This is a genomic window from Nitrospira tepida, from assembly GCF_947241125.1.
GTDB classification, from domain to species: Bacteria; Nitrospirota; Nitrospiria; order Nitrospirales; family Nitrospiraceae; genus Nitrospira_G; species Nitrospira_G tepida.
In genome coordinates this window covers 3,330,228-3,354,876 of sequence record NZ_OX365700.1, presented here as the reverse complement: position 1 = coordinate 3,354,876, position 24,649 = coordinate 3,330,228, and the positions used below count along the sequence as shown (strand labels likewise).

The following is a 24,649-nucleotide window of genomic DNA, read 5'->3' as shown; positions in this document are numbered from 1 at the left end:
CGTGAAAGGTGGCAGAGCCGGCGCGTGAGGCTGAAATGAAGGAATTGTTTCAAAAGGCTCCGCTCGGGAAGGGGATCTTCCTGGTCGCTTCGCCGGCTCTGCGCGATCCCAATTTCCGCCAAACAGTCGTGCTGCTCTGCGAACACAGCGCCGAAGGGGCGCTCGGATTTGTCGTGAATCGGCCGACGGCCATGGGTCTGTCGGAAGTCTTGCCCCAGATCCCGATTCTGGAGGGGCAGCGCCATGTGTTGTTTTCGGGCGGGCCGGTGCAGACCAACCAGGTCATGGTGCTCTATCGGCTCCAGAATTTGCCGGACGGCAGCCACCATGTCTTCGATGGCGTCTTTCTCGGCGGCGACTTCAAGTTGCTCGATCAGATCTTGACGAGCGAGAACACGACCGAGCGGTTTCGGGCCTACGCGGGCTACTCCGGGTGGGGGCCCGGGCAGTTGGAGAATGAAATGCAGTCCGGCTCCTGGATCACGCTGCCGGCCGATCCGGCGCTGGTCTTCGAGACCGATCCGGCGAAGGTGTGGGCCGAGATTCTCCGTTCGCTGGGCGAGCCGTTCAGGATTTACGCTGAGATGCCGTTCGATCCTAATCTGAATTAGGAGGGACGCGCCGCTACATTGTTGGCCAGGGCGGCGGCCAGAAACCGGCCGGTGTGCGATTGACTGTGCTGCGCCACCTGTTCCGGCCGTCCCTCCGCGACGATCCGCCCTCCTGCCTCTCCGCCTTCCGGTCCCAGGTCGATCACCCAATCGGCGGTCTTGATCAGATCCAGATGGTGCTCGACCAACACCACCGTGTTGCCGGCATCCACCAGCTTGTGCAGCACGGCGATGAGTTTTTTCACGTCTTCGAGATGCAGGCCGGTTGTCGGCTCGTCCATGATGTAGAGGAGGTCCCGGACGGAGGAATCCTTCAGTTCTGCCGCGATCTTGAGCCGCTGTGCCTCGCCTCCCGAGAGAGTCGTCGCCGGTTGTCCAAGCCTGAGATATCCCAATCCGATCGATGAGAGAAGGTGAAGCTTTTCTTGAAGTGTCGGCGAGCCGGTGAAAAACGACAAGGCCTCATCGACGGTCATGTTCAGCACATCGTGGATGGTCTTGCCCCGCAGGGTCACGCCGAGCACCTGCGGCTTGAACCGGCGGCCTCCGCATTCCTCGCAGGTCGCGTAGATGTCCTCGAAGAAATACATCTCCAGCTTTTCGTAGCCGTTGCCCTGGCAGCGCTCGCAGCGGCCGCCGGTGGTGTTGAAGGAAAAATGCGCCGGCTTGAGTCCCTGCTTTTTGGCTTCGTAGGTGGCTGCGAACAGTTGCCGGATGTCATCGAACACCTTCATATAGGTAACAGGGTTGGAACGGGGCGTGCGGCCGATCGGTTCCTGATCGATCAGCCGCACGCCCTTGAGATGCTCCAATCCTTTGATCGCCGCGAATCGCCCGATCGGCAAGGATTCGACCCGAAAGGCGCGGGCCACCGCCCGATAGAGTGTATCCTCCACCAACGTGCTCTTTCCCGAACCGGAGACGCCCGTCACGCAGGTGAGCGTGCGCAGCGGAATCTTCACGCTGATGTTCTTGAGGTTGTTGGCGCAGGCGCCGGCGATCATGAGGGCCTTGCCGTTGCCGTTGCGGCGCCGGGACGGAATCGCGACGGATTCGTCGCCGCGAAGGTACCTGGCCGTCAAAGCGCGGCGATCCTGCGTGAAGACCGAACGTGAGGCGGCGCAGACGACTTCTCCGCCCTTCTCTCCGGACCAGGGGCCCAACTCGACGATGAAGTCCGCCGCCTGAATCATCTGGGGGTCATGCTCCACCACCACAACCGTGTTGCCGGCGTGGGATAGATCTCGCAGAATTCCGGCCAAGGTTTCCGTGTCGCGCGCATGGAGGCCGATGGTCGGTTCATCCAGCACATAGAGAGTGCCAACCAGTTTCGATCCCAACTGATTGGCCAGGGTGATCCGCTGGGCTTCGCCCCCGGAGAGGGTCCTGGTCTGGCGAGATAGGGTCAGGTAACTCAACCCGACGCGGAGCAGAAAGCTCAGCTTCGTTTTGATCTGCGCCAGCAGGTCGGCGGCAATCTTGGCATCGAAGGCCGAGAGCGAGAGGCGATCGACCCAGGAGGCCAAATCTTCGACCGTGAGTTGCAACAGGTCCGCAATGTCACGGCCGTCGATTTTGACGTAGCGGGCCTCCGGCCTCAGCCTCGTGCTGTCGCAGGTGGGGCAGGGAAAGGGGCTGCGGTACCGGCTGAGAAACACGCGCACGTGCAGCTTGTATCGCTTGCCCTCCAGATATTCGAAGAAATCGTTGATGCCCTCCATCTTTTTCCCGTCGCCTTGCCATAAGAGCCGGCGTACCTCCTCGGGCAGATCCTTGTAGGGAAGGGTGAGGTCCACGCTGCGCCGCTTCATCGCGAGCAGCATCTGTTGCTGCCACCAGTCAGTGCCGGGCTTGGTCCAGGGCTCGATCGCGCCGTCGCCAAGCGAGCGGGCACGATCCGGCACGACCAGGTCTTCGTCATACTTGAGGATGTTGCCGAAGCCCTTGCATTCCGGGCAGGCGCCGAGCGGATGGTTGAACGAAAAGAGCAGCGGGCGGATCGGCTCGAAGGACCGGCCGCAGGATTGGCAGCAAAAGCTTGTGCTGAACGTCCGCGTACCCTGGCCGATGACCTCGACCCGGCAGGTCCCGTCGCCTTCATGGAAGGCCGTCTCGACGGCTTCGGCCAGCCTCGCGCGGCTGTCGTGGCGCAGGATCAGCCGGTCTAAGACGACGAGCAGGGAATCGCGATTGGTCGTGGGCAACTTGGTATCCGGCTGGAGGTCGATCAGCGTCTCCCCGCACTTCAGCCGGACGAACCCTCTGGTCAGCAGGGATTCAATCAGCGAGCGATCGTGTTTCGGGCCTTGATCTCTCAGCGGGAAGCAGACCATCGCCCGGCCCTCGGGAAATTGTTGCAGTAGCTCGTCCGCGACCGATCCTGGGGCATAGCTTCGCGCCTCAATCTGGCAATCCGGACAGACTGGCTTGCCGATCTTGGCGAACAGAAGCCGCAACAGGTCGGCGATTTCGGTGGCCGTGCCGACCGTCGAGCGGGAGGTCCGGACCGGGTTCTTTTGTTCGATCGCGATGGCCGGGCGGATGTTGACGAGCCGGTCCACGTCGGGCCGATCGACCTTCTCCAGGAACATGCGCGCATAGGTCGAGAGCGATTCGACATAGCGCCACTGCCCTTCGGCGAACAGCGTGTCGAAGGCGAGCGAGGACTTGCCCGATCCGGAGACGCCGGTGACGGCGGTCACTCGATTGTGGGGAATGCGCAGCGAAATGTTCTTGAGGTTGTGCTGGCGCGCCCCTTCGATGATGAGGTCGCCGGAGCCAGTGCCGGAATCAGATGGAAGAGCAGTACCAGCCATCGCTACATCCCTGAGAGGAGGCAAAAACAAACCATCCTAGCAAGGGGCCTCCGCCAGAGCAACGAGCTGTTGTCGTTGAGCGCGATTTCTTGATTTCCGCAATGGGAGTCGGGGTGTGCCTCGAAGGAGAACCGGGTACAATAAAGCATGACGGCGGTCTCGTCCGTCCGTCGTTGCGGGATGTGCGCTCATGCCGGCTGCTGTCTTTGCCATCATTCTCCTGCTTAGCCTGCCCCAGATCGCGCCTGAAATTGCCCGGGCCGACAGCTCTCTTCTCCGGCCGTTTTGGACGGAACAGGCGATGTTCCGGTTTGGGGATGAGGTGTACTTTGTCGGCGTGGCTTCCTGCGCGCGAACGGCCGAAGAGGCGCGGTCGCGGGCGTTCGACGCGGGCATGAAAGAATTGAACGCCTATGCGCAGGGGCGAGACACCTCCCGCCTGTTGATCGAGACCGCCATGGTCTATGAAGAGCCGGATGCGCCCGGCTGTCCGAAAGGCACCACTTCGGCCTGGCGGTTGCTACGCGTCAATCAAACGAAGGTCGCAGCCCTGCCGAAACGGGCGACGATTCCGGAGCGGTCGCGCAAGGCGCCAACCTCGGAACAGGAAGAGTCCAAACCGTCGGAAACTGCACCGATTACACCGCCGCCTCCATCCCCTCCAATCCAAGACCTGTCGCCGTACGCCGGGATGAGCCGCGATGAGATCGCGCAGCGATTCGGCAAGCCCAAGACGATCAAGAAACGGGGGCAGGAGGAGATCTGGACCTATTCGGACACGGGATTGACGATCACGTTCAGCCCGGATGAAACCTTGATCAGTTGGACCGTCACCGGCAAGCCCAATGCCGAGCAGCGGCCTCGGCGATCCGAGCCGACCGAAGCAGCCGGAACGGCCTAGCTTGTCGAACCGCCGAAGTCGACAGAATCGATTAAGCCGTCGAGTGAGCCAAGAGCAGCAGAATCGTCACAGCCCGAATCCCCGCAGCCTGAACCGGTCCAGCAGGTGCTGGCGCTGCCAATGATTCCCTTGTCCAGAGATCCGGTCGCCGAAGGGCGGGCCCTGTTCAACGGCAAGGGGGCCTGCAACACCTGCCACGGTCGGGATGCCGACATGTTTACGGATGTGAGGCAAGAGATATTGTTCGGTGTCGCGCCGGGCTATATCCCGCCCATCATCACGCCCTTTGCCGGACCTTCTCCGCGCCGCGTGCCGCCGAACCTGCGTGATTGGTTCGCACTCCGGATCAGAACCGACCTGGAACTCTACCGCGCGATCAAGGACGGCATCGGCGGTTCGACCATGACCGGCACGCGCCACCTCTCCGACCGCGAAATCTCCGACCTCATCGCCTATCTGAATTCGCTGCGCTAGCCTGATCCATTTCAGTCGAAAAGCGGACCATTTTTTGGCTCACTTCTGGGGCTTCATCATTCCAGCCACCTTGCCTTAATCTGCTGAAAGCGTACAATCCACGCCATTCGGGCGATGCTCCGTAGGTACTGTCTGCGGAGTGACTTGGTGACCACATTCAGTCGTTCAAGTTGTGAGAGACCAATGTCTCCTGATCACTTCGATGTGTTCCTGAGTTACCACTGGCGCGATCGGGAGCCAGTTGAGCGCATCGCGCGATCACTCCGCGATCAGGAACCTCAAGCCATTCCTCGATCGCTGGTATCTCGTGCCCGGTCGACCGTGGCCGCAGGCGCTGGAACAGACACTGGCTTCGTGCCGTGCGGTCGCCGTGTGCATTGGTCCCGGTGAGATGGGGCCATGGCAGCAGCGGGAATCAAACTTTGCGCTGGATCGGCAGGGGCGCAAAGCGGACTTTCCTGTCATGCCCGTGTTGCTGCCGGGCTCGGATCCGGTACTGGGCTTCCTTGGCCAGAATACCTGGGTCGATTTGCGTCAGGGAACGGATGATCCGCTTCTGCTTTCGCTGCTTGCCGGAGCTATCCGAGGTGAAGCGCCTGGGCCGGACCTTGCCGAACGCATCAGAGTCACCCGTGCGACCCTCTGCCCTTACCGCGGCCTGCTCTACTTTCGGGAAGAGGATGCGCCGTTCTTTTTTGGGCGGAACGCCGCAATCCGGGATCTTTATGAGGCCATCCGTCAGCATCGATTCATCGCCGTAGTCGGGGCATCGGGCTCCGGCAAGTCGTCGGTCGTGAGAGCCGGCTTGGTCCCGCAGCTACGGCAGGAGAAAGACACGACCTGGGAAGTCGCGACACTGTTTCCTGGCGATGAACCGCTGAAGGCCCTTGCGCGGGCGGTATCGCCGCTCCTTGAGCCGGAAACGATGGATGAAACAGATCGCTTGTTGAAGATCAACAAGCTCGCGGACGCCTTCGCGAAGAAAGCAGTCAGCCTGCACGACGTCGGCCTGCGCATTTTGGAAAAACAATCGGGAACGAATCGGTTGTTGCTCGTCATCGATCAAGCCGAGGAACTCTATACGGTCGCGAAGGATGATCACCAACGCCGCCGGTTCATCGATGAAATACTCGATGCCAGCGAGAGAGGCTCATGGACCGCGATTCTCACAATCCGCGGGGACTTTGTCGGAAAGGCGCTCTCCTATCGCCCGCTCTCCGACCGACTGCAGGGCGCGCAGGTCAATGTGGGACCGATGACGCGAGCCGAATTGGAGCAGGCCATCACGTCCCCGGCCCGACGCGTCGAACTGTCCTTTGCCGCCGGTTTTGTGACGCGGATCCTGGACGACGTTGGTGATGAGCCGGGCCATCTGCCCCTGCTCGAATTCGTGCTCAAACGCTTGTGGGAGGACCGCCAAGGGCCGGAGCTGTCGCACCAGGCCTATGAAGCCATGGGCGGATTGCAAGGCGCCGTGGCGAAAAAGGCCGAAGCGGTCTTTGCCAAGCTCACGCCCCCGGAACAAGAAGCGGTCAAACGCGTCTTCCTTCACGTGGTCCGAGCGGGCGAGACCGGTGACGATACCCGCCGCAGAGCGGCGCTCTCAGAAATCGGCTCGGCCGCCATGGATGTCGTCAAAAAACTCGCGGACGAGCGACTGCTCGTCACGAATCGCGCGGTGGCCGGAGAAGAGACCGTCGAAGTCAGTCACGAAGCGCTGATCCGCCAGTGGCACCGGTTGCAAGGATGGCTGAATGAGGATCGTGAGTTTCTGCTGTGGCGGGAACGGTTGAGAGGGCGCGTGAACGAATGGCAGCAAAATACACAAGACGACGGCGCCCTGCTCCGAGGTGCGTTGCTGGTGGAGGCGCAACGCTGGCTCTCTCAGAAAGCGGACATTCTCACGGATGAGGAAAAAGAGTACATCAGGCAGAGTGCCGAGGCTCGTGAGCGGGCGGCGCGGGCAGAGCGGCAACGGGCCGAGCACGAGCTGGCACAGGCGGCGCCTCGCTGAGGAAGCGGCCAAACGTGAAGAAGCCGAACGCGCGCGAGCCGCCGCGGCCGAACAAGCGCAGAAGGCAGCAGAGGATGCGCGGCAAGTGGCCGAGCGAGCGAGGCGACGACAAAGGTATTTCAGCCTGGCGCTGCTGATCCTCCTCGTGGGGCTCTGGATAGCTACCTGGCTCTGGGAGAAGAAGTATAACGTCGATCAGGCCATCCTGAAAGTTCAATCCTTCTTTGTCAGCATCCAAACCGAGCCAGAGATGGTAATTGTGCCAGGTGGCGTCTTTCGGCGAGGTGACTTATACGGTACAGGAGGGTCAAACGAGCAACCCGTGCAGGAGGTTACGCTCAAACCGTTTGCCTTGGGCAAGTATGAAGTTACCTTTGCCGAATATGACCGGTTCGCCTTAGCCACGGGTCGGACGTTGCCCAGTGATATGGATTGGGGACGTAGGTCTCGTCCGGTCATCAACGTATCTTGGGAAGATGCGCAAGCCTATGCTCAATGGTTATCCGAAGCGACTGGCAAGCGCTATCGGTTGCCGACGGAATCCGAATGGGAATACGCGGCGCGAAGTGGAGGAAAAGATGAAATTTGGGCAGGCACATCCGATGAGCGCCAGTTGAAGGACTATGCTGTGTACCGCAAAGCAAATCGCACAGAGGAAGTTGGCAGTAAGAAGCCCAATGGACTTGGACTGTATGACATGAGCGGGAACGTGTGGGAGTGGGTCAAAGATTGTGTGCACGACGATTACAGAGGGGCACCGAGGGATGGGTCGGCCTGGTTAGAAGCGAACGATGGGAATTGCGACAGGCGCGTGGTACGGGGCGGCTCCTGGAGCTACGGTCCCTGGGACTTGCGTGTCTCGAATCGGGGTAAGGGCGACCGCCATCTCGTGAACATCGATGCGGGCTTCCGTCTTGCTCAGGACATTCCGTAACCCTTTGCTCTTTGACCCTTTACCCTTCCGAAATTCTTCCTCGCCCGATTTTTGATCGGGAGAGGGGTGGGGTGAGGGAATCATGGCTGCCACCGTTCCGCAGGCCGTGCAATCCTGCCATGAGCTGCTCAGCTGGCTGATTCCGCAGCTCGACAAATTTCCCCGATCCCGGGGTCTTACCCTGGGCGAGCGAATCGAAATGCGGTCTCGAGCATTCGTTCATGCTGAGCCAGTCGAAGCATGAGGCAGTCGCAGCATGAGCCCTTCGATCGACTCAGGACAGGCCAGTCGAAGCACACCGGTCAGGGTTTCCGCAGCCGGCTATCCGGGTCTGGTTAGTTCGTGTGTGGCGCAGAGCGGCTTACGTATTTATGAAGAATGCTGGCTATCAGACTTTGATAGGGCAGGCCTTCCTCGGCGGCTCGCCGCTTCAGCATTTCAAGGTCAGCGGTCGATAATCGGATATTGATCCGGGCATCCTTGCGCATGTAACGGCGGGCGGCTTCCATGGCTTCTTTTCTGGCCCTGTCCTGATTCTTGACCGGTCTGAAGGCGCCACGCTCGTAATCAGCGATCAGCTTTTCCTCGTCTTCATCCAGCACAGTTTTCTTCTTCATGGTGTGCTTCCTTTGGCACGGTTTCTGGTGGCTTTTCGGCTGGGATAGATCGTCTTTAGAAACAGTGTCCGGTGTGCTCTGACGACCGGGACGACGTAGATATATCCCTCAATATCGACCTCATAGAGAAGCTGGTTGGGATAGCGCTCGCGGTCGTGGTGTTCCAGCACCCGAACGAGATTGCCGCCTTCGATCAGCGCGATGATCTGTTCGAAGCTGATTCCTCGTTCTCGGATGAGCCAGGCGTTCTCGTCCGGGTCGAAGGCATAATCCGATTCCTCCATCATATTGCGGTAGGCTATGACGATGTGTGCCTGTTGTCAACAGTAAGTTCGCCCACAGTGAGTCCGCCCGCACGGTGCATTGGTATGGTGCCGGCCCGGAGCCGGCCGGTCTACGGACCGGCCGGCTGAGGCAGCGGGTGTCCATGAGCCCGCTGCCCGGCCTCCTGCCGGGGCGGGAACGCCGAAGAGAGGGCCTGGGGTGAGGCGATCGGGGCTGGTCGGCAATCCGACGGCCCCGACGCTGCCAGATCGCTTCCGCACGCGGACCTAACGATAGACGTCTTTCCGGTGCTCGAGCGACAGGACGTCCAACCATTCCGATCCTTCCCTCCGGTACAGAATGCGGTATGGCCAGACACGGTAGGACCAGACCTTATCTTTCTGGAACTTGCCTTTGAGTGGCTTGCCGTCGAGGGGGTGTTGCGCAAGATGGCGGAGGGCGTTCTTGATTCTCTGGCGGGTCAACTCATCAAATACGGTCAAGTCCTTGACGGCCTGCGGCGTCAGCCGAACCTCCCTCACTGAGGCTCACCAAAGACTCGCTCAAACGAACGAAGCTTGCCAGCCTTGGCTTGCTTGAGTCCTCGCTCCAGCGCTTTGACGGCCTTTGGATTGGACAGTAACTCCAAGGTTTCTACCCAACTCTCGAATTCATCTGCACCCATGACGACGGCTTTCGGCAGGCCGTTCTTGGTGACGACAAAGCGCTCGGATAAGCGATCGGCTTTTTCCACCAACATGGAAAACTTCGCCCGGGCTTCCTTGAGAGAAATGGTACGGCTCATGGTGCCTCCTATCCGAATGCCAGTGTACAGAATTAAGGTCACCGTCGCAAGATTCGTGTGCTCATAAACCCCGTGCGCATTCATCGCAGCGCCGACCACAATAATCGCACGCAGCCCATGTATACGGTGAGCGATTCTATCTTGGTCGGCCAGAAGCTGACGCCATTTGTTGAGCCGGCTATTCCTCCAGCCAGAATTGCGCGAGATCGAATGAGAGTTGCCGATGGTGTTTGATCGAGAGGAAGATCACCTCGTTGCGGCGGACGAGGTACAGGATCAGATAGTCGTCCATGACGTATTCCCGCAGGTCGTCGCCCGGTCGAAGCATCCGGCGCAGATCTTTTACGAGTGTCTCGGCCTTGGTGGATTGCACCGTCCGTTCCAGAAAGGAGCAACCCGATCGAGGGAAACGGCAGAGAGTCGGAATGATGTCGTCGAACAACCGGTCCAACAGGCGCGTGAAACGTCGGCGGCCGTCGGGACCGAGAAAGACTTCGATGGCGGTGAGGTTCGCGGAGAAGTTTTCGGCGAAGACCGGACGTTTACCGGCCATGCCGCGACTTGAGTTGGGCCAGGCTGAGCCTCTTCTTGGCTTTCAGGTCGGTCAGGCCCTTGATGGCTTCCTGCAGCAACCCGACATGGATGTGCTCGCGCTCCAAGCGGTGGTAGTAGTCGAGGCGCTCCGCATCGATGAGTGCGGCGCAACTGCCCCCGTTTTTGGTGATGATCTTTTCGCTGCCCTTGGCGCGAACTTCCTCGCAAAGCTCCGTCAGCTTCGCTCTGGCATGGCTCAACGAGATGATGTCTTTGGATGTGATGGCCATGAGTGGCTCCCCTTGTACCCTGTCAGGTGCAGTCTAAATACTGTACAGGATTCTGTCAAATCATGATCCGCACAGCCGAGTGCTATTTCAGCGCCAGCCGCAATAGCCCCACGCAGCACATGTAGACCGTGAGCGAGCCGGCCATGGTCGGCCAGAAGCCGAACCGGTTGAGGCCGAAGATCATGAAGCCGACGTAGGCCAGCCAGGGGGGCACGAACCACAGGAGGTGCTTGGCGTAGATCAGGGTCGAATCGGTCCCGCCGTTCATCTGAATCAGCATGAAGGTCACGCCGGTGATGGCGGGAAACGTGCTCGCAAAGGCGGCCAGAAATCCCTCTCCCTTGGCCCCCAGGTAGCTCGATACGCTTACGACCAGCCCGCCGATCAGAAAATACAGCGCATACTTCGCGAACTCACTCATTCAACCCTCCTTGTCCGTCTGATCCAGATGCGATGTGGCGAGGATGCAAGCCGATTGCGCCGGAGAATCGAGGACCCACTCAGGCGCGTTCGGGCGGGAGGCGGAAACTGACTGAGTCTGCGAAGGAATTTCCGAGGGACCCGCCCCAACGCGACGAAATGGGTCGATTTGGAGGCGTTGAGCGCGCGTCCTTGCCACATCGAAGTCTGTCTCATCCAGCAAACGCATCCATCGCCTCTCGCTCGATCAATCCCCCCTGCCCCGTGTAGCGCGGCGAAAAGTGAAAGACCACCAGTTTCAACACCTGCGCCTTTCGCGCCATCAGTCCGGCCTGTCGCGCCGTCAGATGATACCGGTCCCGCGCCTTGTCCGCATCGGCATCAAGATAAGGCGCCTCGCAATAGAACAGGTCCGCGCCTCGGACCAGCGCGACGATCTTGGCCTCGTTCTCCTCGTCATAGCGGGCGTCCACGACGTAGGCGATCTTCTGGCCGCGAGTGATCTGGACGAACCGCTCGCGGACCTCGCCGAGCACGAATTCCCGCTCCTCTCGGCGATGCTCGAAATAGAGCGTGGCGGTGAAGCGGAATTCATCCGGCTTTCCCTGCCAGAGGTACTGTTTCACGTCCTTGAGCCAGGAGCCGACCGGGAGCCCTGCCGCATGCAGTCGTTCCCTCAGAATGTTGACGTGGAACTGCTCTTCGAGGGCATAGGCGAAGGAAGGGATCCGATGGTTCAAGGCCACGGCCTTGACGGTGAACATGGGATCTTCCAACACGGGAAAGGCGCCATCATCGGCCGCCGTGGTCGTCGGCTGCGCGTGAGCGCGCCGCATCGTGAACGCTTCGGCGGCATGAAACGTCGTCACCTGCATCCGGCCCTTGTCGAACTCGCGGACCTCGATCGTCAGGGGATAGCCGTCCACCAGGTTCCAGGTATAGCCGCGCAGCTTGCCGTCCACGTTGGCGGAAAGACCGGGAGGACCGTACAGTCGCAGGGTCTTGCCGCGCCCCAGGGCCACCCGCAGCACCTGGTCGAAGCCGATGAAGTGATCCATGTGCGTGTGCGAGATGAAAATGTCCTGAGCCCGCAACAACCGGGTCGGCCCGAGCGAGAAGTTCTGGCCGAGGTCGAACAGGAGGGCGCGCCTGGCCCAGGCGATATCCACATATAGGCCGGGATCGCCGAAGGTGTCGTTGACCAAACAACAGGAAAACGATGGCCTCATGGCATGCCGGGCCGGTGGTCAAGCCACCAGCGAACGGAGAGATATAGGATCATCACCTCGACTGCATGGGCGGTGATCGTGGCGTAGAGGTTGCGGCGCCGCAACCAGATGGCCCCCCAGATGAGGCCGTCCCACACCGCGATCCAATGCAGGTATTGAAAGGTTGCCACCATGAAGGGATCGAAGGCAAATGCCAAGGCCGACAGCGACAACGCCAGGAGCAGGGCCACCTCTCGGCCTTGGGAAGAGCACCAGGCCGTCAATAGATAGTGGAGCCGGCCCAGCAGAAATCCACGATAGTTCACTTCCACGAGCAGCGCGATCCCGCTGATGAACCAGGGGACCATGACGAGCAATGGGAGAGTGGCATGTGGTGTGTCTCGCAGGAACCCGATGTCCTTGCCGAGTCGTGGGACCAGCCAGATGATCACCAAGCTGTTGATGACGCCGAGGGACAAACCGACGGCGGCACCCAGTCTTAACCCATCGACACATCGGTTCCGGCTCAACCCCAACCGTTCGATGGGATGTCGGTTCAACGTCACCCACGCGGCCAGGCAGAGATAGGCGAGAATTTGCGGCAGGAATTGAACGACAACGGACGATTGATACGAGCGGGGCAGCAGATAGAAGGCGAAGGTGGCGAGCAGGGGAGGCAGCGACAGGGCCGCCGCCCGCTCCGAGCCGCCGTCCTCTTCAGCCTGTGTCGAGCGCGATCCTCTTGCTCCAGGGGCGGGCATTGATCGGATCGCATCGCTCGTCCGGCCGGCGCTAGTCCAACTCAATCTTGTAGAGGTCGAGCGCAGTGGCCTTTTGCCGGTTCAGATTCGAGAGCGACTTGTTGTAATCGACGATCGCCCGCAACTCATTCCCCTGCGCCGTGGCCAGGTCGCGTTGGAAATCCAACACAAACCGCGTGGTGCTGAGCCCGACCTTCAGCCGCTCCTGCTCGGCCTGCAACTGCTTCTCCGCCATGATCCGCGCTGAGCGAGTGGTTTCGATGCGTTTGAAGTCCGTCTGCACGCGGCGGATGGCTTCGCGGACGGCGAGGATGATCTGTTGCCGTACGCTCTGCAGCGAGGTCTCGGCGTTGCGTTGCTCCAGTTGTCGCTTATTATAGGTGCTCCAGGCGGACCGGTTGCCCAGTGGATAGCTCAGGACCAGGCCGGCGCCGTAGTTGTAATAGTCGCCGCCGAAATTGCGCTTCACGCTGTCCGGATAATCGGCGCCGAGCCCCGCGAGACCGGTGGTGCCTTGAAACGAGAGGGTGGGCAACAGTTGGTTCTTGGCGAACTTGACGTTCAACTCGCTGGTCTCCACGTTCTTTGAAGCCTGGAGGATTTCCGGCCGCCGTTCCAGCGCCACGTCGATCGCCTCCTGGGCGCTCAAGGGCTCCAGCGAGTGTTTCGGCTGATCGACCGGAATCAGCCGGACTTCCTGCCGCAACAGGTCCTCGGACGGGTTCATCAGCCGCCGCAACTGGTCGCCCTGGTCGAGGATCGACTTGTCCGCCACCAGGACCTGTTCGACGCGCGAAGCCACCGCCGCTTCCGCTTGCAACACATCCACGACCGACATGACGCCGGCTTTGGCCTTGGCCCGGTTGGACGCGAGCAGTTCCTCCGCGGCCTTGAGGGCCGCCTGCGCGACTTTCAGGTTCTCGATCGAGAAGACGACTTCCCAATAGGATTGTTCCACGGAAGCCAGGACCCCCAGCACCCGGTCGCGGAAGACGTGTTCCTCGACCTTGGCATTGTTCTGCGCCACCTTGATAAAGGTCTGATTCAGCTCGATGCCCGCATTGCGCAGCAAGGGTTGGGTGAAGGTCAGCGCCAGCCCGCCCGTATAGGAGGGATTGAACAGGAAGCCCGAGGCCACGTCCGCGTTGACGTTGGTGCGTTGCGGGCTGTAGTTCAAATCGATATTGCCGCCCGTCATCAGGTTGGAGGTCACATCGAGCGTCACGGCATGGTTGCGCTGGTCGAACGTCTGAATATCGGTCAACTGACCTTGCGTGCCGCCGAACACCGGTCGATTCAAGGGATTGACCGTGCGGGTGTAGGTGCCGTTCAAGCTCAGCGTCGGATCGAACTTGGCCTGTTCGATGATGATGTCCGCCAGCCGACTCTCTTTGGTTTGGCGACTGATCGTGATGTCGAGGTTGTTCTTCAGGGCTCGGAAGACGGCGTCCTCCAGCTTGATCGGTTCCCGCTGTTCCTTCGGTGCCGCGGCCGGAGGCGGCTCGGCTGTGTGGCTGGGGAATGGCTCAACCAGCCCGAACGCAACCAACCCCGCCGTCAACAGTGCCCCAACGCGGAAGCGAATAAGACCCTCTTGCATGACCGACTCCTTGGTGAGAGAAAAGCGTGGTAGGAAAAGGACAGCACGTATACTATCCAACGGATGATTGGCTGTCACTGAGTATCTCGTGTATGATACAGAAGACGTTATGGACCGACCGATCAGTACGATGAGACTGACACAAAAACGATCGGCTCACGGCACGACTCGCTGGGCGCTTCGGTGGGTCCTGTGTGCCGCGACCTTGCTCCTGAGCGCGCCGGTCACCACCGAGGTCTGGGCCCAAGCTGCACCCTCGGGAGGCAGCAGCGTGTCCGGGGTCCGCTCGTTCGACGGCGGCGTCGGGCCCTTGTTCAGTCTTGTCGGACCCGGAAACCTCTATTTGGACGGGTCCGGGACTCAAGGCTACATCTACAATTTTGGATCGTTCCAAACCTTTAACTTCAGAACTCCCGGCGGACAGGCCTGGTCCGGCGCCCAAGGATTGCTCGGCCCCCAACTGTCAATCGGGCTGATCCAGGGAGCCAATCAGGTCGGCGCGCCGGTGGTGTTGCCTCCGCCGCCGCGATCGGTGGTGCCCCCGCCGCCGGTGCAATCGACCGTGCTCGATATCGAAGATTTTCCGTAGAGAGGACGTCATGGCCGAGGTGAATCACGAGCCGTTGCAGAATCGCATCGCGAACGGATTGGCCAAGATCGCGCTCGCGATCAAGAGCCGCGCGTGGCGGGAGGGCGGCAATCAATGGCTGCCGCCGTTGCAGGCCCAGACATTGCGGCTCCTGTTGAAACGGGTCGGCCACGACACCCCGGTTTCGCTGATTGCGCAGGATCTGGCGGTGACGATGCCGACCGTCTCCGAGATGCTGCGGGTGCTCATGCGCAAGGGGATGATCAAGCGGGTTCAGTCGAAAGATGACCACCGCGTCTTCAACATCGAGTTGACGGCCAAGGGCAAGCGCGAAGCCGCGCGTCTGTCCGAATGGCCCTATCTCCTGGCCGCCACGCAAGACCTGTCACAGGCCGAGCAGGTCAGTCTCCTCAAGGCGACGATCAAGGTGATCCGGTCGCTTCAGGATCAAGGCGAGATCTCCACCGCCCGCATGTGCGTCACCTGCCGGTATTTCCGTCCTCATGCACATCAGGATGAGGTCAATCCGCACCATTGCGAATATGTCGATGCGGCGTTCGGCGATCACCTTTTGCGCGTCGACTGCTCCGAGCACCAGGCGGCTCCCGACGAAGCTCAGCAGGCCAACTGGTCGGCGTGGCTGAAGACCGGCTCTTAGCCCGCTGTTCTCCCTCCCTCATTGCTTCCGGTCCGATCCCTTCGCTGTTCACCTTGTTTCGCCATTTCCCGGGCGGTGTGTTGGGAGCCAGCCGTGAATGCCGGTCACGGCTGGTTTGCCAGGCTCCATGCCAGCGCCAGCACATAGCGGGTCGCGGACAGCAACACCTCTGGATTGATCGTCTCGATCCGGTCGCCGGGTTGATGAAAGTGCGGATGGGGGCCGCCGCTGACCACGGTGACGGTCGGCACTCCCGCTTCCTTGAACGGCACATGGTCGCCGCCTGGGAAAAACCCAAAGAGGTCCAGCTTGTCGGCCAGCTCGGCCTGCTCCCCCGCCCGAGCCGCGACCGACTTGTCCAGACCCGTCACCCCGACGGTGAGGCGTCCGTTCCCGATGCCCGCATGGTCGATGTTGATCATGACCTTGGTCTGAGCCAGCGGACGGGGCGGCCGCTCGACATAGAGTTTGGACCCCCACAGGCCCTGCTCTTCCCCGCTGAAGGAGACAAACACGAGAGATCGAGCCGGTTTGGCGCCCGATTCCATGAACAGTCTGGCGACCTCCAGGATGACGGCCGTGCCGGAGGCGTTATCGTCCGCGCCGGGAAACAGGAGCCCGCCTTGCCGGCCGAAGTGATCGCGATGTGCGCCGATCACGATCGCTTCATGACGCAGGCTTGGGGCCTTGCCTTCGATGATCCCGACGACATTGCAGAGCGTGCCGGTGCCGGTCGTGCTCTCCCAACGCAGGCGGAGTTGCGCGTCCGCCTGGCGGCTCTGCGGCAGCCTCTTCTGTTGGATCTGCTCCTGCACGTTCTGCAAGGAAAATGGCTGCTCTCGGCCGGTCCCATGGAGGATTGATTCCACCAGGGCGGGACTGGCCCAGGCTCCCGGCAAGGTCTGCTCCTTCGTGAGGTCTTGACTGCCGTAATAGGCCAGCGGGTTGGTGCCGACGCCTCGCCTGGCTTCGTAGGGGCTCATGACCGGTCCGGTGACCGTGAGGGAGCCGACGGCGCCCTTGGATTGCGCCGTGCGGATCTTGTCCGCATGCGAAACCGCCCGCTCATACCAGGTGGGCTTGCCACGCAGAAAGACGACGACATGTCCCTTCACGTCCAAGCCCTGATACTCTTCATAGCCCTGCGCCGGATCGGAAATTCCATATCCCACGAAGGAAACCGGCGCCTGAAGATCTACGGACGGCGAGTCCAACATCGGGAGATAGTCGGGGCCGGCGACGGCCGTGGTGACCAGATTGCCTGCGATGACTTGCAAGGTCGGGGGAGCAGGCAGGCTGAAGACCGGCGCTTTTGTTCCCATCATCCAGGGCTGAACCAGGGACGCGAACGATTGGTCGAGCGCTTGGTCTTGTACCGGAGTCCCCTCCGGAGGCGTTCCGGCTCGGAGCGGTGCTGGGACGAGGGGCAACAGTCCAAGGGTGCGCCAGCGCTCCGCCACCCACCAGGCCGAACTGAGGTCTTCGGGCGTGCCGGTTTGGCGGCCCTGGAACTCCTCGCTGCTGAGGCGCCGCACGTCCGCCATCAGGCGTTCCGGATCTATCCGGTTCAGGGCTTGACGCAACGGGGCCGCATCGCGAGCCTCCTGCGCGGACGCCGCCGGGACAAGTCCCGCTGCCGGTGAAAGCCAGAGGCAAGCCGACAGGAACCAGGAGAAAAACCTCTGTTGATGATGTGTCATAGGGATCGATTCAGCCCTGAAGCCTATCACGGTTGTTGAACGGCTGCCATGTCGATCCGGAGGATACAATGTGTAAATGGCAGACCGCCATCTTGCCGTCGTGGATGCAAGAAGGCTATAGTCCTGGCCAAGTCTCCAGTGGTGGCGGTGGTGCGGAGCGTGGCTATTATGGCCGATTCCAACAAGGGCCTGTACGATCATCTGTATGAGCGGTTCTTTCGAAACCGCGACAAGGTGAAGGGGTACGATTTTCAGCAGGCTCCGGTCGGCAACCTTCCGCCCCCCGTCGTCACATTTCCCGAGAAGATTCGATGGTGGACCCTGGACCGTTGGAAGCGCCGGCAGCGGATTCGCCAGGAACGGGACCGCCGGCTCCAGGAGATTGTGCAACTCAAACGGAGGTCTCCGTCGTCCCCGGCTTCTTCTCAATGACTCCCGTTTGAGAGCCGCAGGGAAAGGACGAGGGCGCATGAACAGCCGGACCATGTAATGATAATGAGAGGGAGAAGACCGTTCGCCGTCTTTTTATGAGGTCACGACGATTATGCTGAGGACATATACGCCATTTACGCCATTGTATTGTAGGTTTTCGAGCCGCATGCGGCCGTTGAAGATGTTGGCTGGGATACTCTCTGTGCTGCTCTGGGGGACCCCGGGCCTCGCCCCGGCGGTGGACTATGAGACAACACAGCAAAAGGAGGAGCGGCTGAAGCAACAGACCCAGGCCGACCTGTTTCGCCAATGGAGTTTCGATACCGATATCCCAGGTAAGACCCCGGCAGGGTTCGCTGTCCACGCGAGGGATGGCGACAAACCGGCGCAGTGGGCCGTCCAATCCGGCAAAGACGCCCTGTCCCTGCCCAACGTCCTGACGGTCACCGACGGGTGCAACGGTCAATGTCTGCACATGCTGGTGGTCGAGGGATTGATCTACGAATACCCCGACATTTCGGTGCGCTTGCAAGGAGGGCCGCCGGAAGGTCGCTCGATTGGAGGGATGGTATTCGGGTGGCAGGATTCCCGGAATTTTTTCGCCGCCCTGGTGGATTTGCGCAGCATGACGCTGGAAGTCATCAAGGTCTTTGACGGGCAGGAGAGCCGGATCGGGCATACGCAGCTCAAGGCCAAGCCTGCCGCCTGGCATACGCTCCGCGTTCAGCGCAATACAATCGTCAGCCAAGACTTCTTCGAGATCTCGTTCGACCGTAAGGTGGTGCTGAGCGTGCGGGACCAGGCCTTTGGCTTGGGGCAGGTCGGTCTGGCCGTCCGGGGAACCGCGGATATCCGGTTTGATAATTTTCACGCGGCTCCGTTGTTTTCCCAGCGTCCCTTGTCGGACCCGGCCCCCTATTGACCGTGGGCGGGCGATTAGGGCCGAAAGCCGGCATCGGCGCTTGCTTGCAATTCCTTGTGGCCTGAGCTAGCATGAAGTCGCTCTGCTCAGAAGAGGCCACCGAGCAGAGTGTGAAGCCGCAGGGCCTGAAGTAGATGTTGTTTTGCCGGGAATCAGCTCGGAAGTCCGACCAAGTCGCGGTTCTACTTGCGCCTTCGGGCCGCTCCTTCCTGCCAGTGTGCCATTCTCGAGTCCAAGACAACATTGGGTTTTCTTGAAGGAGGTGGACCCCAATGGGTTCCAAAGTCTATGTCGGCGGGTTGCCCTATTCGACCACTGATCAGCAATTGAACGATCTGTTTGCCCAGCACGGCAACGTCACGTCCGCGCGGATCATCACCGATAAGTTCACCGGCCAATCGCGCGGGTTCGGATTCGTCGAGATGGCGACGGATGACGAGGCGAAGAACGCGATCACGGCGCTGAACGGGACGCAGTTTGGCGGTCGGACCCTGACGGTGAATGAAGCCAGGCCGCAGGAACCTCGCTCCGGCGGTCGCGGCTCCCACTAATCTCTTCGGTCTCGCACACGAAGCATCTTCACTGGCGGGGCCGCGCATCGCGATCCCGCCAGGTCACTTTGAGGGGACAGATGCCATCCGGGACGGCTGATGCCGGCAGGGGGCTCCTCACCGGTTCCTCTGTCAGGCGCCCCAGCCCCGGCTGGTTGCTGTCCGCCTCACCGCTGTTCTCTTCCTGGAACCGGTTTCTGTTCCCGTCGGTCCGTTAGATCGTCTGTGAAGTCGGGCGATGACGCACATCGCCGAAGGAGTTGCGATGAAGGCTCGCATGCTGGGTTTGGCGTTGTTCATGCTGGGGGTAGGATTGTGCGGAGGCGAAGCCGCCACGGCCGTCGTGCAAGACCCGGTGATTGGAGAAGGGATGACCGTGACGTTGGAATATACCCTGACGTTGCCGGATAAGACCGTGGCCGACACCAATGTTGGCAAGGCGCCGTTCTCCTATGTCCACGGGGCCGGTCAGATCGTGCCGGGGTTGGAGCGGGCGCTGGCGGGGATGAAAAAGGGACAGAGCAAGCATGTCGAGGTAGCAGCCGTTGATGGATACGGCGCCTATGACATGAAGAAGCGCGTCTCCGTGGAAAAAGCCAAGTTGCCGGACGGTCTGAAGGTGGGAGACCTGTTGCAGTCTCCGGACGGGCAACTGGTCACGGTGCTGAAGATCGAGGATGCGCAGGCCTTGCTGGATTTGAATCACCCCCTGGCCGGCAAGAACCTGACCTTCGATGTGAAGGTCCTCAACGTGGAAAAGACGGAGGCCGGCCAAGCCGATCACCCGACAAAGTGACCGCTGCGGCAGGAAGGGGAACGCTCCGGCATCCTGCGCCAGGTCACTCGGCTGTCCGGAAATCGCCGCGTCACCCCTGTCACGCGACGAAGGGCGGTATGCTAACTATAGGTAGTCGAGCACAGAGCGTACAGCATGCACCGTTCGGATCATGAGGCTATCGGGATGGACAAGAGGCTGAACTACGCCGGCGTCTGGCTCCTGCTTCTCTCGGGCTTGTGGGCGTCGCTTCCGGATTGGGCGTGGGCGAAAGGGGAAGATGTCGTCTGGCGCCGCGTACAATCCATTCGCATCCTGGGGACGACCGTCAACCAGCGCAATGAACTGGTCGGCGCCGTGGGGGAGGTGGCAGTCGGGCTCGAGCGACGCCAGGATCGACAGGGGATCATGGTGACGTTTCGCAACGCGCCGGGACAGTTCTCGCCCTATGCCCAAGGGGCGGTGCTGACCGCGATCGATCGGGTGGCCAGGCAAGCGCATCTCGATACGGACTCTTGGTCGGTCTCCTTTGCCGTCATTGATCCCGGAGTCGTGGTCTACGGCGACAGCCTTTCCGCCATGGCGGGAATTGCGGTTGCGGCGTTGGCCAAGGGAGATGAGATCCCGCGGGATGCCGTCATGACCGGGACGGTCACCGAGGACGGCCACATCGGCTCTGTCGGCCAAGTCCCGCTCAAGGTCAAGGCGGCGGGAGAAAAACATCTCCGCCGAGTCTTGGTGCCGGATGAAACCGACGTGTCCGACGCCGATTGGCAAACCCCGTTCTTGATGCAGGTTTCGCCGGTGCGGTCCGTGTCTGATGCCTATGAAGCCTTGACTGGCAGGTCGCTGGAAGACTCGTCTCCTTCACGCTGAGCGTTACGCTTCCTTCCCCTCCTATCCTCTGTGCTCATCCAGGCAGGTCAAACCCGTTCCCGTTCAGGGCGCATACAGATCTGGTCTGAATCTTGACCGATTCCGTGCGGCCCATTCTCAGTCACTGCGTGGTTTGATCCGTAGCTTGATCAGGATGGGGGCTGTCCCGAATGTGGCTGCCTTTGAACAGCCGGTACAGGATGTAGAGGGAAGGGAAGAGCAGCAGGGCCCCCAGAAACAGGCTGGCGAGGAGCAGGCCCATCGTGCCGGGAGGGGCGGAATCGAAGAGGGTCAGCGAGGGCGCCACGATGTAAGGGTATTGGGCCGAAGCCCATCCCCAGAGGATGCCGATCGCCACAGCCGCGGCGGCGAGGCGAGCCGTCCGGTCGCGGCCGGTCCGGACGGCGACGAGGCTCGCAATTGCCGCCAGAGCCGTGAAGCCGATCAGCACAAGACCCAGTCCGGTATGAACGAGGCCCTGGTAGATGGCAGGCGCCTCCCGGCGGGCCAAGGCCAGGGCGATGACGCCGAACAGGATCGTCGCTCCCCATGAGACCGCCGCTTTCACGCGAAAGACACGTTTCAAGTCCTGATCGGTAGCCTCAACGGTCAAATAGACCGCAGCAAGAAATGTGACGAGCGCCAGCGAGAGCCCGCCGACCGCCAAGGGCCAGGGCGCAAGCCAGGGTCGCACGAAGCCCTCCGTAAATCCGACAGCCTCCCGGTCGAGCCGGCCGGAAGAAATCGCGCCGATCACGATACCCAGCATGATCGGACTCAGGATGCTGGAGAGACCGAACAGCCATTGCCAGAATCGCATGACACTGTTTCGCTCTATCCGGTAGGGATCGGAATCCGGATCATGGGTGCGAAACACGAAGGCTGAGCCGCGCAGCACGATGCCGAGCAGCAACAGCGTCAGCGGAATGTGCAGTCTCGTGGAGATCACCGCGAAGGCCGCGGGAAAGGCCGTGAACAGGACCGTCACGACGAGAATCAGCCAGACATGGTTGGCCTCCCAGATGGGCGCGATGGCCCGGTCGATCACCCGCCGCTGTTCCTTCGCCCGTGGGCCGGCGGCAAACAGGCTCCAGACACCCGCGCCGAAGTCCGCGCCCCCGGTCAGCACGTAGAGTGTCAGCGCAATCAGCAACGCTCCAGACAGGAGCAGTTCAAGGTCGATCATCGTCATGATAAATCACAACCCGGCTTGAGACTCCCTGCGGCGGTGTTCGGCAGTGGCGGCGATGTGGCGCCACATGGTCCAGATGACGATCAGGGCAAGGAAGCCGTAGACAAGGGTAAAGGTCGTCAATGGGACCCATAGGCCCGGCATCGGCGTCACCGCCTCCGCGGTGCGCATGAGCTGGTACACGACCCACGGTTGCCGCCCCACTTCGGTGACGGTCCAGCCCGCTTCGATGGCCAGGAAGCCGAGTGGAGCCGCGACGACGAGCGCCCGAAGCAATGTCGCATCCTCATGAAGCGGCGTCTTCGTTGCTCCCCGCCATCCACACCAGAGGCTCAACCCTGCGAGGACGAATCCCGCCGCGACCATGACTTGAAAGGCGAGATGGACGACCGCGACCGGGGGCCAATCGTGTCGGGGCGTCCGGTCCAGTCCGGGGACCGTGGCATCCGGGTCGGCATGGAGCAACAGGCTGAGACCATGGGGAATTTCGATCGAATAGGGAACGGTGCCGGTCTCTTCGTCCGGAATCCCTCCCAGGTGAAAGGGCGCGCCCGCCTGGGTCTGGAACAGCGCCTCGATCGCCGCGAGCTTGGCCGGCTGGTCGTGGGCCACCGATTGCGTGAGCACATGGCCGCTGACAGGCTGCAACAGGGCTGCCACACCTCCAACCCACAGAGCAATCCCGAGCGCGTGGCGATGGAACCGATCCCCCGGCCGTCGCAGCAGGAGAAAGGCGTGGATGCCGGCGACGAGAAAGCCCGTTGCCGCGAGGGCGGCCAGAACCATATGGAAGCTTTCATGCCAGGCATGGGGGCTCCGCAGCGCGGCGAGCGGATCGATCCGGACCGGTTGCCCATCCGCCAACTCGAATCCGACCGGCACGTTCATCCAGGCGTTGGCTGTCACGACGAACAGCGCCGAGGCGACGCCGCTCATCGTGACGATGAAGCCCGCCGTCAGATGGGCCCAGGGACTCATGCGGGACCACCCGTACAGGTACAGGCCCAAAAAAATCGCCTCAGCGAAGAAGGCGAATCCTTCGAGGGCGAACAAGGGACCGATCAAGGGGCCGGACCACTCCATAAAGGCGGGCCACAAGAGACCCAGTTCAAACGACAGGACCGTGCCGGAGACCGCTCCGACGGCGAACAAAATCGCCGTACCCTTCGCCCAGCGTTTGGCGAGGAGCAGGTACTGGTCGTCCTTGGTCCTCAGCCACCGCCACTCCGCCAGCGTCATCATCGCCGGCATGGCGATGCCGATGGCGGCGAACACGATGTGGAAGGCCAGGGACATGGCCATCTGGGCGCGGGCGGCGAGCAGGTCGCTCATGCCCGTCCGATCCTATCTGGAGGCCGGTGCGTGGATCGCACGGTTCCGGCGGGGCTGGCGGTCGGCAGCTCGGCGGGTTCGCATGAGCCAGAGGCCGGCCATCGCCGCGGCTAGGAAGAGGAGCGGGCCGCGGTGCTGGTTCGCCCACACTTGCAGGCTTGAGGTGCGGGCTCCCCCGTCGAAGAGACCATGGGCGCCGTAGTCGCCGGGCAGCGGGGAGTGGAGATTGTCCGGACGATCAGGGTCAATGGGGTCGCCGGTCTGTTGTGAATCGTATCCGACATGCGCCAGGTAATGGTCCAGGAGTCCGGGAATGAACTTATCGCCGACGATGGCCTTGACGGTCGGGAATCCGATCCAAAACTCGCGTCGCGGGTGGTACGCGACCCAATGAACGGCATCGGCAATCACTTCGGGTTGATAAATCGGCGGGACCGGTTGGGGATGCCGAGGCATCCGGGATCGGATCCAGGAAAATTGCGGGGTATTGACCGCCGGCAAATGGACGGTCGAAAGGCTGACACGGCTGCCGTCGTGAATCAGTTCGGAACGAAGTGATTCCGTAAATCCTTGCACGGCATGTTTTGCGCCGCAATAGGCGGATTGCAAGGGAATCGACCGATAGGCCAGGGCGGATCCGATTTGGATGATCACCCCGCGATCCCGCGGAAGCATCCGACGCAGGGCCGCCAGGGTGCCGTGGACGTAGCCGAGGTAGGTCACCTCCGTTACTCGCCGATATTCCTCCGGCGTCATGTCCATGGCCGGAGAGAGCACCGATACCATCGCATTGTTGATCCAAATATCGATCGGACCCAACTGTTGCTCCACCTTGGCCGTGGCCTGTTCAACCTGTTCCGCGTCGGCGACGTCGGTGGGCAGGACCAGCGCCTTCCCGCCGGCTTGCTCCACCTCCTGCCGCGCCGCCGTCAATCCGTCTACTCCCCGGGCCAGCAATCCGATGAGGGCGCCCTCCCGGGCGAAGCGCCGCACGATCGCCCGGCCGACTCCGGCGGAGGCCCCCGTCACGACCACGACCGGTGGGCCTGTGTGCTTCTGGGTATCGTTGTCCATGTCCCGGTCCTTCGGCCTTTAGTGATAATTCCAATAGTCTGTCTTCTCATCGCGACGCATCTGGCGTGGGATCGTAACCTTCGAACGGATGATCTCCCAGGGCGTAGACGATCATGACGGCGAACACGAGCATGATCAGATAGAATGCGAACCGGAATGCATTCGAATAGGGAGTCGCAAAGAAACCGAATGCATAGAGGGCTGTCAGGATCAACAGCCCGAACGCCCCGGCAGCCAGCAGGGTCATCATGCCATCACCATTCTTTCTCCAGTAGCCTGATTCATGACGGTTCGTGACG

Annotated in this window: 28 protein-coding genes; 12 read left to right on the top strand and 16 right to left on the bottom strand. The window is 61.3% G+C overall.

Annotation, left to right across the window (positions count from 1 at the left end; all coding sequences use genetic code 11):
• Positions 1-8 precede the first annotated feature (8 nt).
• Positions 9-611: a YqgE/AlgH family protein gene (locus QWI75_RS15920; protein WP_289269578.1), complete on the top strand. Its 603-nt coding sequence runs from the start codon at positions 9-11 to the stop codon at positions 609-611.
• Here QWI75_RS15920 and uvrA read toward each other — a convergent pair.
• On the bottom strand, positions 608-3,427 hold the full coding sequence (gene uvrA / locus QWI75_RS15915) for an excinuclease ABC subunit UvrA (protein ID WP_289269576.1): 2,820 nt from the start codon (positions 3,425-3,427) through the stop codon (positions 608-610). The two genes, QWI75_RS15920 and uvrA, sit on opposite strands and share 4 nt — an antisense overlap.
• A 190-nt stretch (positions 3,428-3,617) precedes the next feature.
• On the opposite strand from uvrA, the gene QWI75_RS15910 reads away from it, so the two are divergent.
• From QWI75_RS15910 to QWI75_RS15895, 4 genes are all read left to right on the top strand, one after another.
• A complete protein-coding gene (locus QWI75_RS15910) occupies positions 3,618-4,328 on the top strand; it encodes a hypothetical protein (protein ID WP_289269574.1) in 711 nt (236 codons plus the stop codon).
• Positions 4,329-4,457: 129 nt separating this feature from the next.
• A complete protein-coding gene (locus QWI75_RS15905; RefSeq protein WP_289269572.1) occupies positions 4,458-4,802 on the top strand; it encodes a c-type cytochrome in 345 nt (114 codons plus the stop codon).
• A gap of 241 nt (positions 4,803-5,043) precedes the next feature.
• Complete coding sequence (locus QWI75_RS15900; protein ID WP_289269571.1) at positions 5,044-6,816, top strand: nSTAND1 domain-containing NTPase; 1,773 nt, start codon at positions 5,044-5,046, stop codon at positions 6,814-6,816.
• Positions 6,749-7,750 carry a formylglycine-generating enzyme family protein gene (locus QWI75_RS15895; protein ID WP_289269569.1) on the top strand — a complete coding sequence of 334 codons (1,002 nt, stop codon included), beginning with the start codon at positions 6,749-6,751 and terminating at the stop codon, positions 7,748-7,750. The genes QWI75_RS15900 and QWI75_RS15895 overlap by 68 nt, the downstream gene beginning before the upstream one ends.
• A gap of 335 nt (positions 7,751-8,085) precedes the next feature.
• Here QWI75_RS15895 and QWI75_RS15890 read toward each other — a convergent pair whose 3' ends face one another.
• The 10 genes from QWI75_RS15890 to QWI75_RS15845 all read right to left on the bottom strand — a co-directional run bounded on the left by QWI75_RS15890 (position 8,086) and on the right by QWI75_RS15845 (position 14,249).
• Positions 8,086-8,367, bottom strand: coding sequence for a CopG family antitoxin (locus QWI75_RS15890; protein ID WP_289269567.1), 282 nt, complete (start codon positions 8,365-8,367; stop codon positions 8,086-8,088).
• On the bottom strand, positions 8,364-8,654 hold the full coding sequence (locus QWI75_RS15885) for a DUF4258 domain-containing protein (RefSeq protein ID WP_289269565.1): 291 nt from the start codon (positions 8,652-8,654) through the stop codon (positions 8,364-8,366). The genes QWI75_RS15890 and QWI75_RS15885 overlap by 4 nt, the downstream gene beginning before the upstream one ends.
• 264 nt (positions 8,655-8,918) lie before the next feature.
• Entirely contained in the window at positions 8,919-9,173 is a 255-nt protein-coding gene (locus tag QWI75_RS15880; protein WP_289269564.1) for a type II toxin-antitoxin system RelE family toxin, read from the bottom strand.
• Positions 9,170-9,436: a type II toxin-antitoxin system Phd/YefM family antitoxin gene (locus QWI75_RS15875; protein WP_289269562.1), complete on the bottom strand. Its 267-nt coding sequence runs from the start codon at positions 9,434-9,436 to the stop codon at positions 9,170-9,172. Before QWI75_RS15875 ends, QWI75_RS15880 begins: the two co-directional genes overlap by 4 nt.
• 178 nt (positions 9,437-9,614) lie before the next feature.
• A complete protein-coding gene (locus tag QWI75_RS15870) occupies positions 9,615-9,989 on the bottom strand; it encodes a type II toxin-antitoxin system RelE/ParE family toxin (protein ID WP_289269561.1) in 375 nt (124 codons plus the stop codon).
• The gene (locus tag QWI75_RS15865; RefSeq protein ID WP_289269560.1) at positions 9,979-10,260 is read right to left on the bottom strand and encodes a type II toxin-antitoxin system Phd/YefM family antitoxin; all 282 of its coding nucleotides are present in this window, start codon (positions 10,258-10,260) and stop codon (positions 9,979-9,981) included. Before QWI75_RS15865 ends, QWI75_RS15870 begins: the two co-directional genes overlap by 11 nt.
• An 82-nt stretch (positions 10,261-10,342) precedes the next feature.
• Positions 10,343-10,681 carry a DUF3147 domain-containing protein gene (locus QWI75_RS15860; protein WP_289269559.1) on the bottom strand — a complete coding sequence of 113 codons (339 nt, stop codon included), beginning with the start codon at positions 10,679-10,681 and terminating at the stop codon, positions 10,343-10,345.
• 211 nt (positions 10,682-10,892) lie between these two features.
• Positions 10,893-11,909, bottom strand: coding sequence for a ribonuclease Z (locus tag QWI75_RS15855; protein WP_289269558.1), 1,017 nt, complete (start codon positions 11,907-11,909; stop codon positions 10,893-10,895).
• On the bottom strand, positions 11,906-12,649 hold the full coding sequence (locus QWI75_RS15850) for a hypothetical protein (protein WP_289269557.1): 744 nt from the start codon (positions 12,647-12,649) through the stop codon (positions 11,906-11,908). The genes QWI75_RS15855 and QWI75_RS15850 overlap by 4 nt, the downstream gene beginning before the upstream one ends.
• Positions 12,650-12,680: 31 nt before the next feature.
• A complete protein-coding gene (locus tag QWI75_RS15845; protein WP_289269556.1) occupies positions 12,681-14,249 on the bottom strand; it encodes a TolC family protein in 1,569 nt (522 codons plus the stop codon).
• 130 nt (positions 14,250-14,379) lie between these two features.
• Between QWI75_RS15845 and QWI75_RS15840 the strand changes: the two genes are divergently transcribed.
• Complete coding sequence (locus tag QWI75_RS15840; RefSeq protein ID WP_289269555.1) at positions 14,380-14,838, top strand: hypothetical protein; 459 nt, start codon at positions 14,380-14,382, stop codon at positions 14,836-14,838.
• 10 nt (positions 14,839-14,848) lie between these two features.
• On the top strand, positions 14,849-15,496 hold the full coding sequence (locus tag QWI75_RS15835) for a MarR family winged helix-turn-helix transcriptional regulator (RefSeq protein WP_289269554.1): 648 nt from the start codon (positions 14,849-14,851) through the stop codon (positions 15,494-15,496).
• A gap of 104 nt (positions 15,497-15,600) precedes the next feature.
• Here QWI75_RS15835 and QWI75_RS15830 read toward each other — a convergent pair whose 3' ends face one another.
• Complete coding sequence (locus tag QWI75_RS15830; protein ID WP_289269553.1) at positions 15,601-17,196, bottom strand: M20/M25/M40 family metallo-hydrolase; 1,596 nt, start codon at positions 17,194-17,196, stop codon at positions 15,601-15,603.
• A gap of 168 nt (positions 17,197-17,364) precedes the next feature.
• On the opposite strand from QWI75_RS15830, the gene QWI75_RS15825 reads away from it, so the two are divergent.
• The 5 genes from QWI75_RS15825 (at position 17,365) to QWI75_RS15805 (ending at position 20,752) form a co-directional block, all read left to right on the top strand.
• Positions 17,365-17,628, top strand: coding sequence for a hypothetical protein (locus QWI75_RS15825; protein WP_289269552.1), 264 nt, complete (start codon positions 17,365-17,367; stop codon positions 17,626-17,628).
• 166 nt (positions 17,629-17,794) lie between these two features.
• Complete coding sequence (locus QWI75_RS15820) at positions 17,795-18,550, top strand: hypothetical protein (RefSeq protein WP_289269551.1); 756 nt, start codon at positions 17,795-17,797, stop codon at positions 18,548-18,550.
• A 272-nt stretch (positions 18,551-18,822) separates the two neighbouring features.
• Positions 18,823-19,101, top strand: coding sequence for an RNA-binding regulator (rbp, locus tag QWI75_RS15815; RefSeq protein WP_289269550.1), 279 nt, complete (start codon positions 18,823-18,825; stop codon positions 19,099-19,101).
• Positions 19,102-19,366: 265 nt separating this feature from the next.
• Positions 19,367-19,897 carry an FKBP-type peptidyl-prolyl cis-trans isomerase gene (locus tag QWI75_RS15810; RefSeq protein WP_289269549.1) on the top strand — a complete coding sequence of 177 codons (531 nt, stop codon included), beginning with the start codon at positions 19,367-19,369 and terminating at the stop codon, positions 19,895-19,897.
• Positions 19,898-20,062: 165 nt separating this feature from the next.
• Positions 20,063-20,752, top strand: a complete 690-nt coding sequence (locus QWI75_RS15805) for a S16 family serine protease (RefSeq protein ID WP_289269548.1) — start codon at positions 20,063-20,065, stop codon at positions 20,750-20,752.
• Positions 20,753-20,873: 121 nt separating this feature from the next.
• Here the strand turns inward: QWI75_RS15805 and QWI75_RS15800 are convergent, their stop codons facing one another.
• Genes QWI75_RS15800 through QWI75_RS15785 form a run of 4 tightly spaced genes read right to left on the bottom strand, consistent with a single transcriptional unit; the run spans position 20,874 to position 24,600 of the window.
• Positions 20,874-21,944: a cytochrome d ubiquinol oxidase subunit II gene (locus QWI75_RS15800; RefSeq protein ID WP_289269547.1), complete on the bottom strand. Its 1,071-nt coding sequence runs from the start codon at positions 21,942-21,944 to the stop codon at positions 20,874-20,876.
• A gap of 6 nt (positions 21,945-21,950) precedes the next feature.
• Complete coding sequence (locus QWI75_RS15795; RefSeq protein WP_289269546.1) at positions 21,951-23,276, bottom strand: cytochrome ubiquinol oxidase subunit I; 1,326 nt, start codon at positions 23,274-23,276, stop codon at positions 21,951-21,953.
• Between the two features lie 12 nt (positions 23,277-23,288).
• A complete protein-coding gene (locus QWI75_RS15790; RefSeq protein WP_289269545.1) occupies positions 23,289-24,350 on the bottom strand; it encodes an SDR family oxidoreductase in 1,062 nt (353 codons plus the stop codon).
• A gap of 46 nt (positions 24,351-24,396) precedes the next feature.
• Positions 24,397-24,600, bottom strand: coding sequence for a hypothetical protein (locus tag QWI75_RS15785; RefSeq protein WP_289269544.1), 204 nt, complete (start codon positions 24,598-24,600; stop codon positions 24,397-24,399).
• Positions 24,601-24,649: the final 49 nt, after the last annotated feature.

Bases quoted from the DNA above. Each gene is read 5' to 3' on its own strand.
- QWI75_RS15790 (WP_289269545.1), bottom strand. From the start codon at position 24,350: ATGGACAACGATACCCAGAAGCACACAGGCCCACCGGTCGTGGTCGTG.
- QWI75_RS15800 (WP_289269547.1), bottom strand. From the start codon at position 21,944: ATGACGATGATCGACCTTGAACTGCTCCTGTCTGGAGCGTTGCTGATT.
- QWI75_RS15860 (WP_289269559.1), bottom strand. From the start codon at position 10,681: ATGAGTGAGTTCGCGAAGTATGCGCTGTATTTTCTGATCGGCGGGCTG.
- QWI75_RS15785 (WP_289269544.1), bottom strand. From the start codon at position 24,600: ATGATGACCCTGCTGGCTGCCGGGGCGTTCGGGCTGTTGATCCTGACA.
- QWI75_RS15855 (WP_289269558.1), bottom strand. From the start codon at position 11,909: ATGAGGCCATCGTTTTCCTGTTGTTTGGTCAACGACACCTTCGGCGAT.
- QWI75_RS15810 (WP_289269549.1), top strand. From the start codon at position 19,367: ATGAAGGCTCGCATGCTGGGTTTGGCGTTGTTCATGCTGGGGGTAGGA.
- QWI75_RS15875 (WP_289269562.1), bottom strand. From the start codon at position 9,436: ATGAGCCGTACCATTTCTCTCAAGGAAGCCCGGGCGAAGTTTTCCATG.
- QWI75_RS15840 (WP_289269555.1), top strand. From the start codon at position 14,380: ATGAGACTGACACAAAAACGATCGGCTCACGGCACGACTCGCTGGGCG.
- QWI75_RS15890 (WP_289269567.1), bottom strand. From the start codon at position 8,367: ATGAAGAAGAAAACTGTGCTGGATGAAGACGAGGAAAAGCTGATCGCT.
- QWI75_RS15910 (WP_289269574.1), top strand. From the start codon at position 3,618: ATGCCGGCTGCTGTCTTTGCCATCATTCTCCTGCTTAGCCTGCCCCAG.
- QWI75_RS15820 (WP_289269551.1), top strand. From the start codon at position 17,795: ATGCGGCCGTTGAAGATGTTGGCTGGGATACTCTCTGTGCTGCTCTGG.
- uvrA (WP_289269576.1), bottom strand. From the start codon at position 3,427: ATGGCTGGTACTGCTCTTCCATCTGATTCCGGCACTGGCTCCGGCGAC.
- rbp (WP_289269550.1), top strand. From the start codon at position 18,823: ATGGGTTCCAAAGTCTATGTCGGCGGGTTGCCCTATTCGACCACTGAT.
- QWI75_RS15845 (WP_289269556.1), bottom strand. From the start codon at position 14,249: ATGCAAGAGGGTCTTATTCGCTTCCGCGTTGGGGCACTGTTGACGGCG.
- QWI75_RS15825 (WP_289269552.1), top strand. From the start codon at position 17,365: ATGGCCGATTCCAACAAGGGCCTGTACGATCATCTGTATGAGCGGTTC.
- QWI75_RS15835 (WP_289269554.1), top strand. From the start codon at position 14,849: ATGGCCGAGGTGAATCACGAGCCGTTGCAGAATCGCATCGCGAACGGA.
- QWI75_RS15870 (WP_289269561.1), bottom strand. From the start codon at position 9,989: ATGGCCGGTAAACGTCCGGTCTTCGCCGAAAACTTCTCCGCGAACCTC.
- QWI75_RS15865 (WP_289269560.1), bottom strand. From the start codon at position 10,260: ATGGCCATCACATCCAAAGACATCATCTCGTTGAGCCATGCCAGAGCG.
- QWI75_RS15885 (WP_289269565.1), bottom strand. From the start codon at position 8,654: ATGATGGAGGAATCGGATTATGCCTTCGACCCGGACGAGAACGCCTGG.
- QWI75_RS15850 (WP_289269557.1), bottom strand. From the start codon at position 12,649: ATGCCCGCCCCTGGAGCAAGAGGATCGCGCTCGACACAGGCTGAAGAG.
- QWI75_RS15830 (WP_289269553.1), bottom strand. From the start codon at position 17,196: ATGACACATCATCAACAGAGGTTTTTCTCCTGGTTCCTGTCGGCTTGC.
- QWI75_RS15805 (WP_289269548.1), top strand. From the start codon at position 20,063: ATGGACAAGAGGCTGAACTACGCCGGCGTCTGGCTCCTGCTTCTCTCG.
- QWI75_RS15795 (WP_289269546.1), bottom strand. From the start codon at position 23,276: ATGAGCGACCTGCTCGCCGCCCGCGCCCAGATGGCCATGTCCCTGGCC.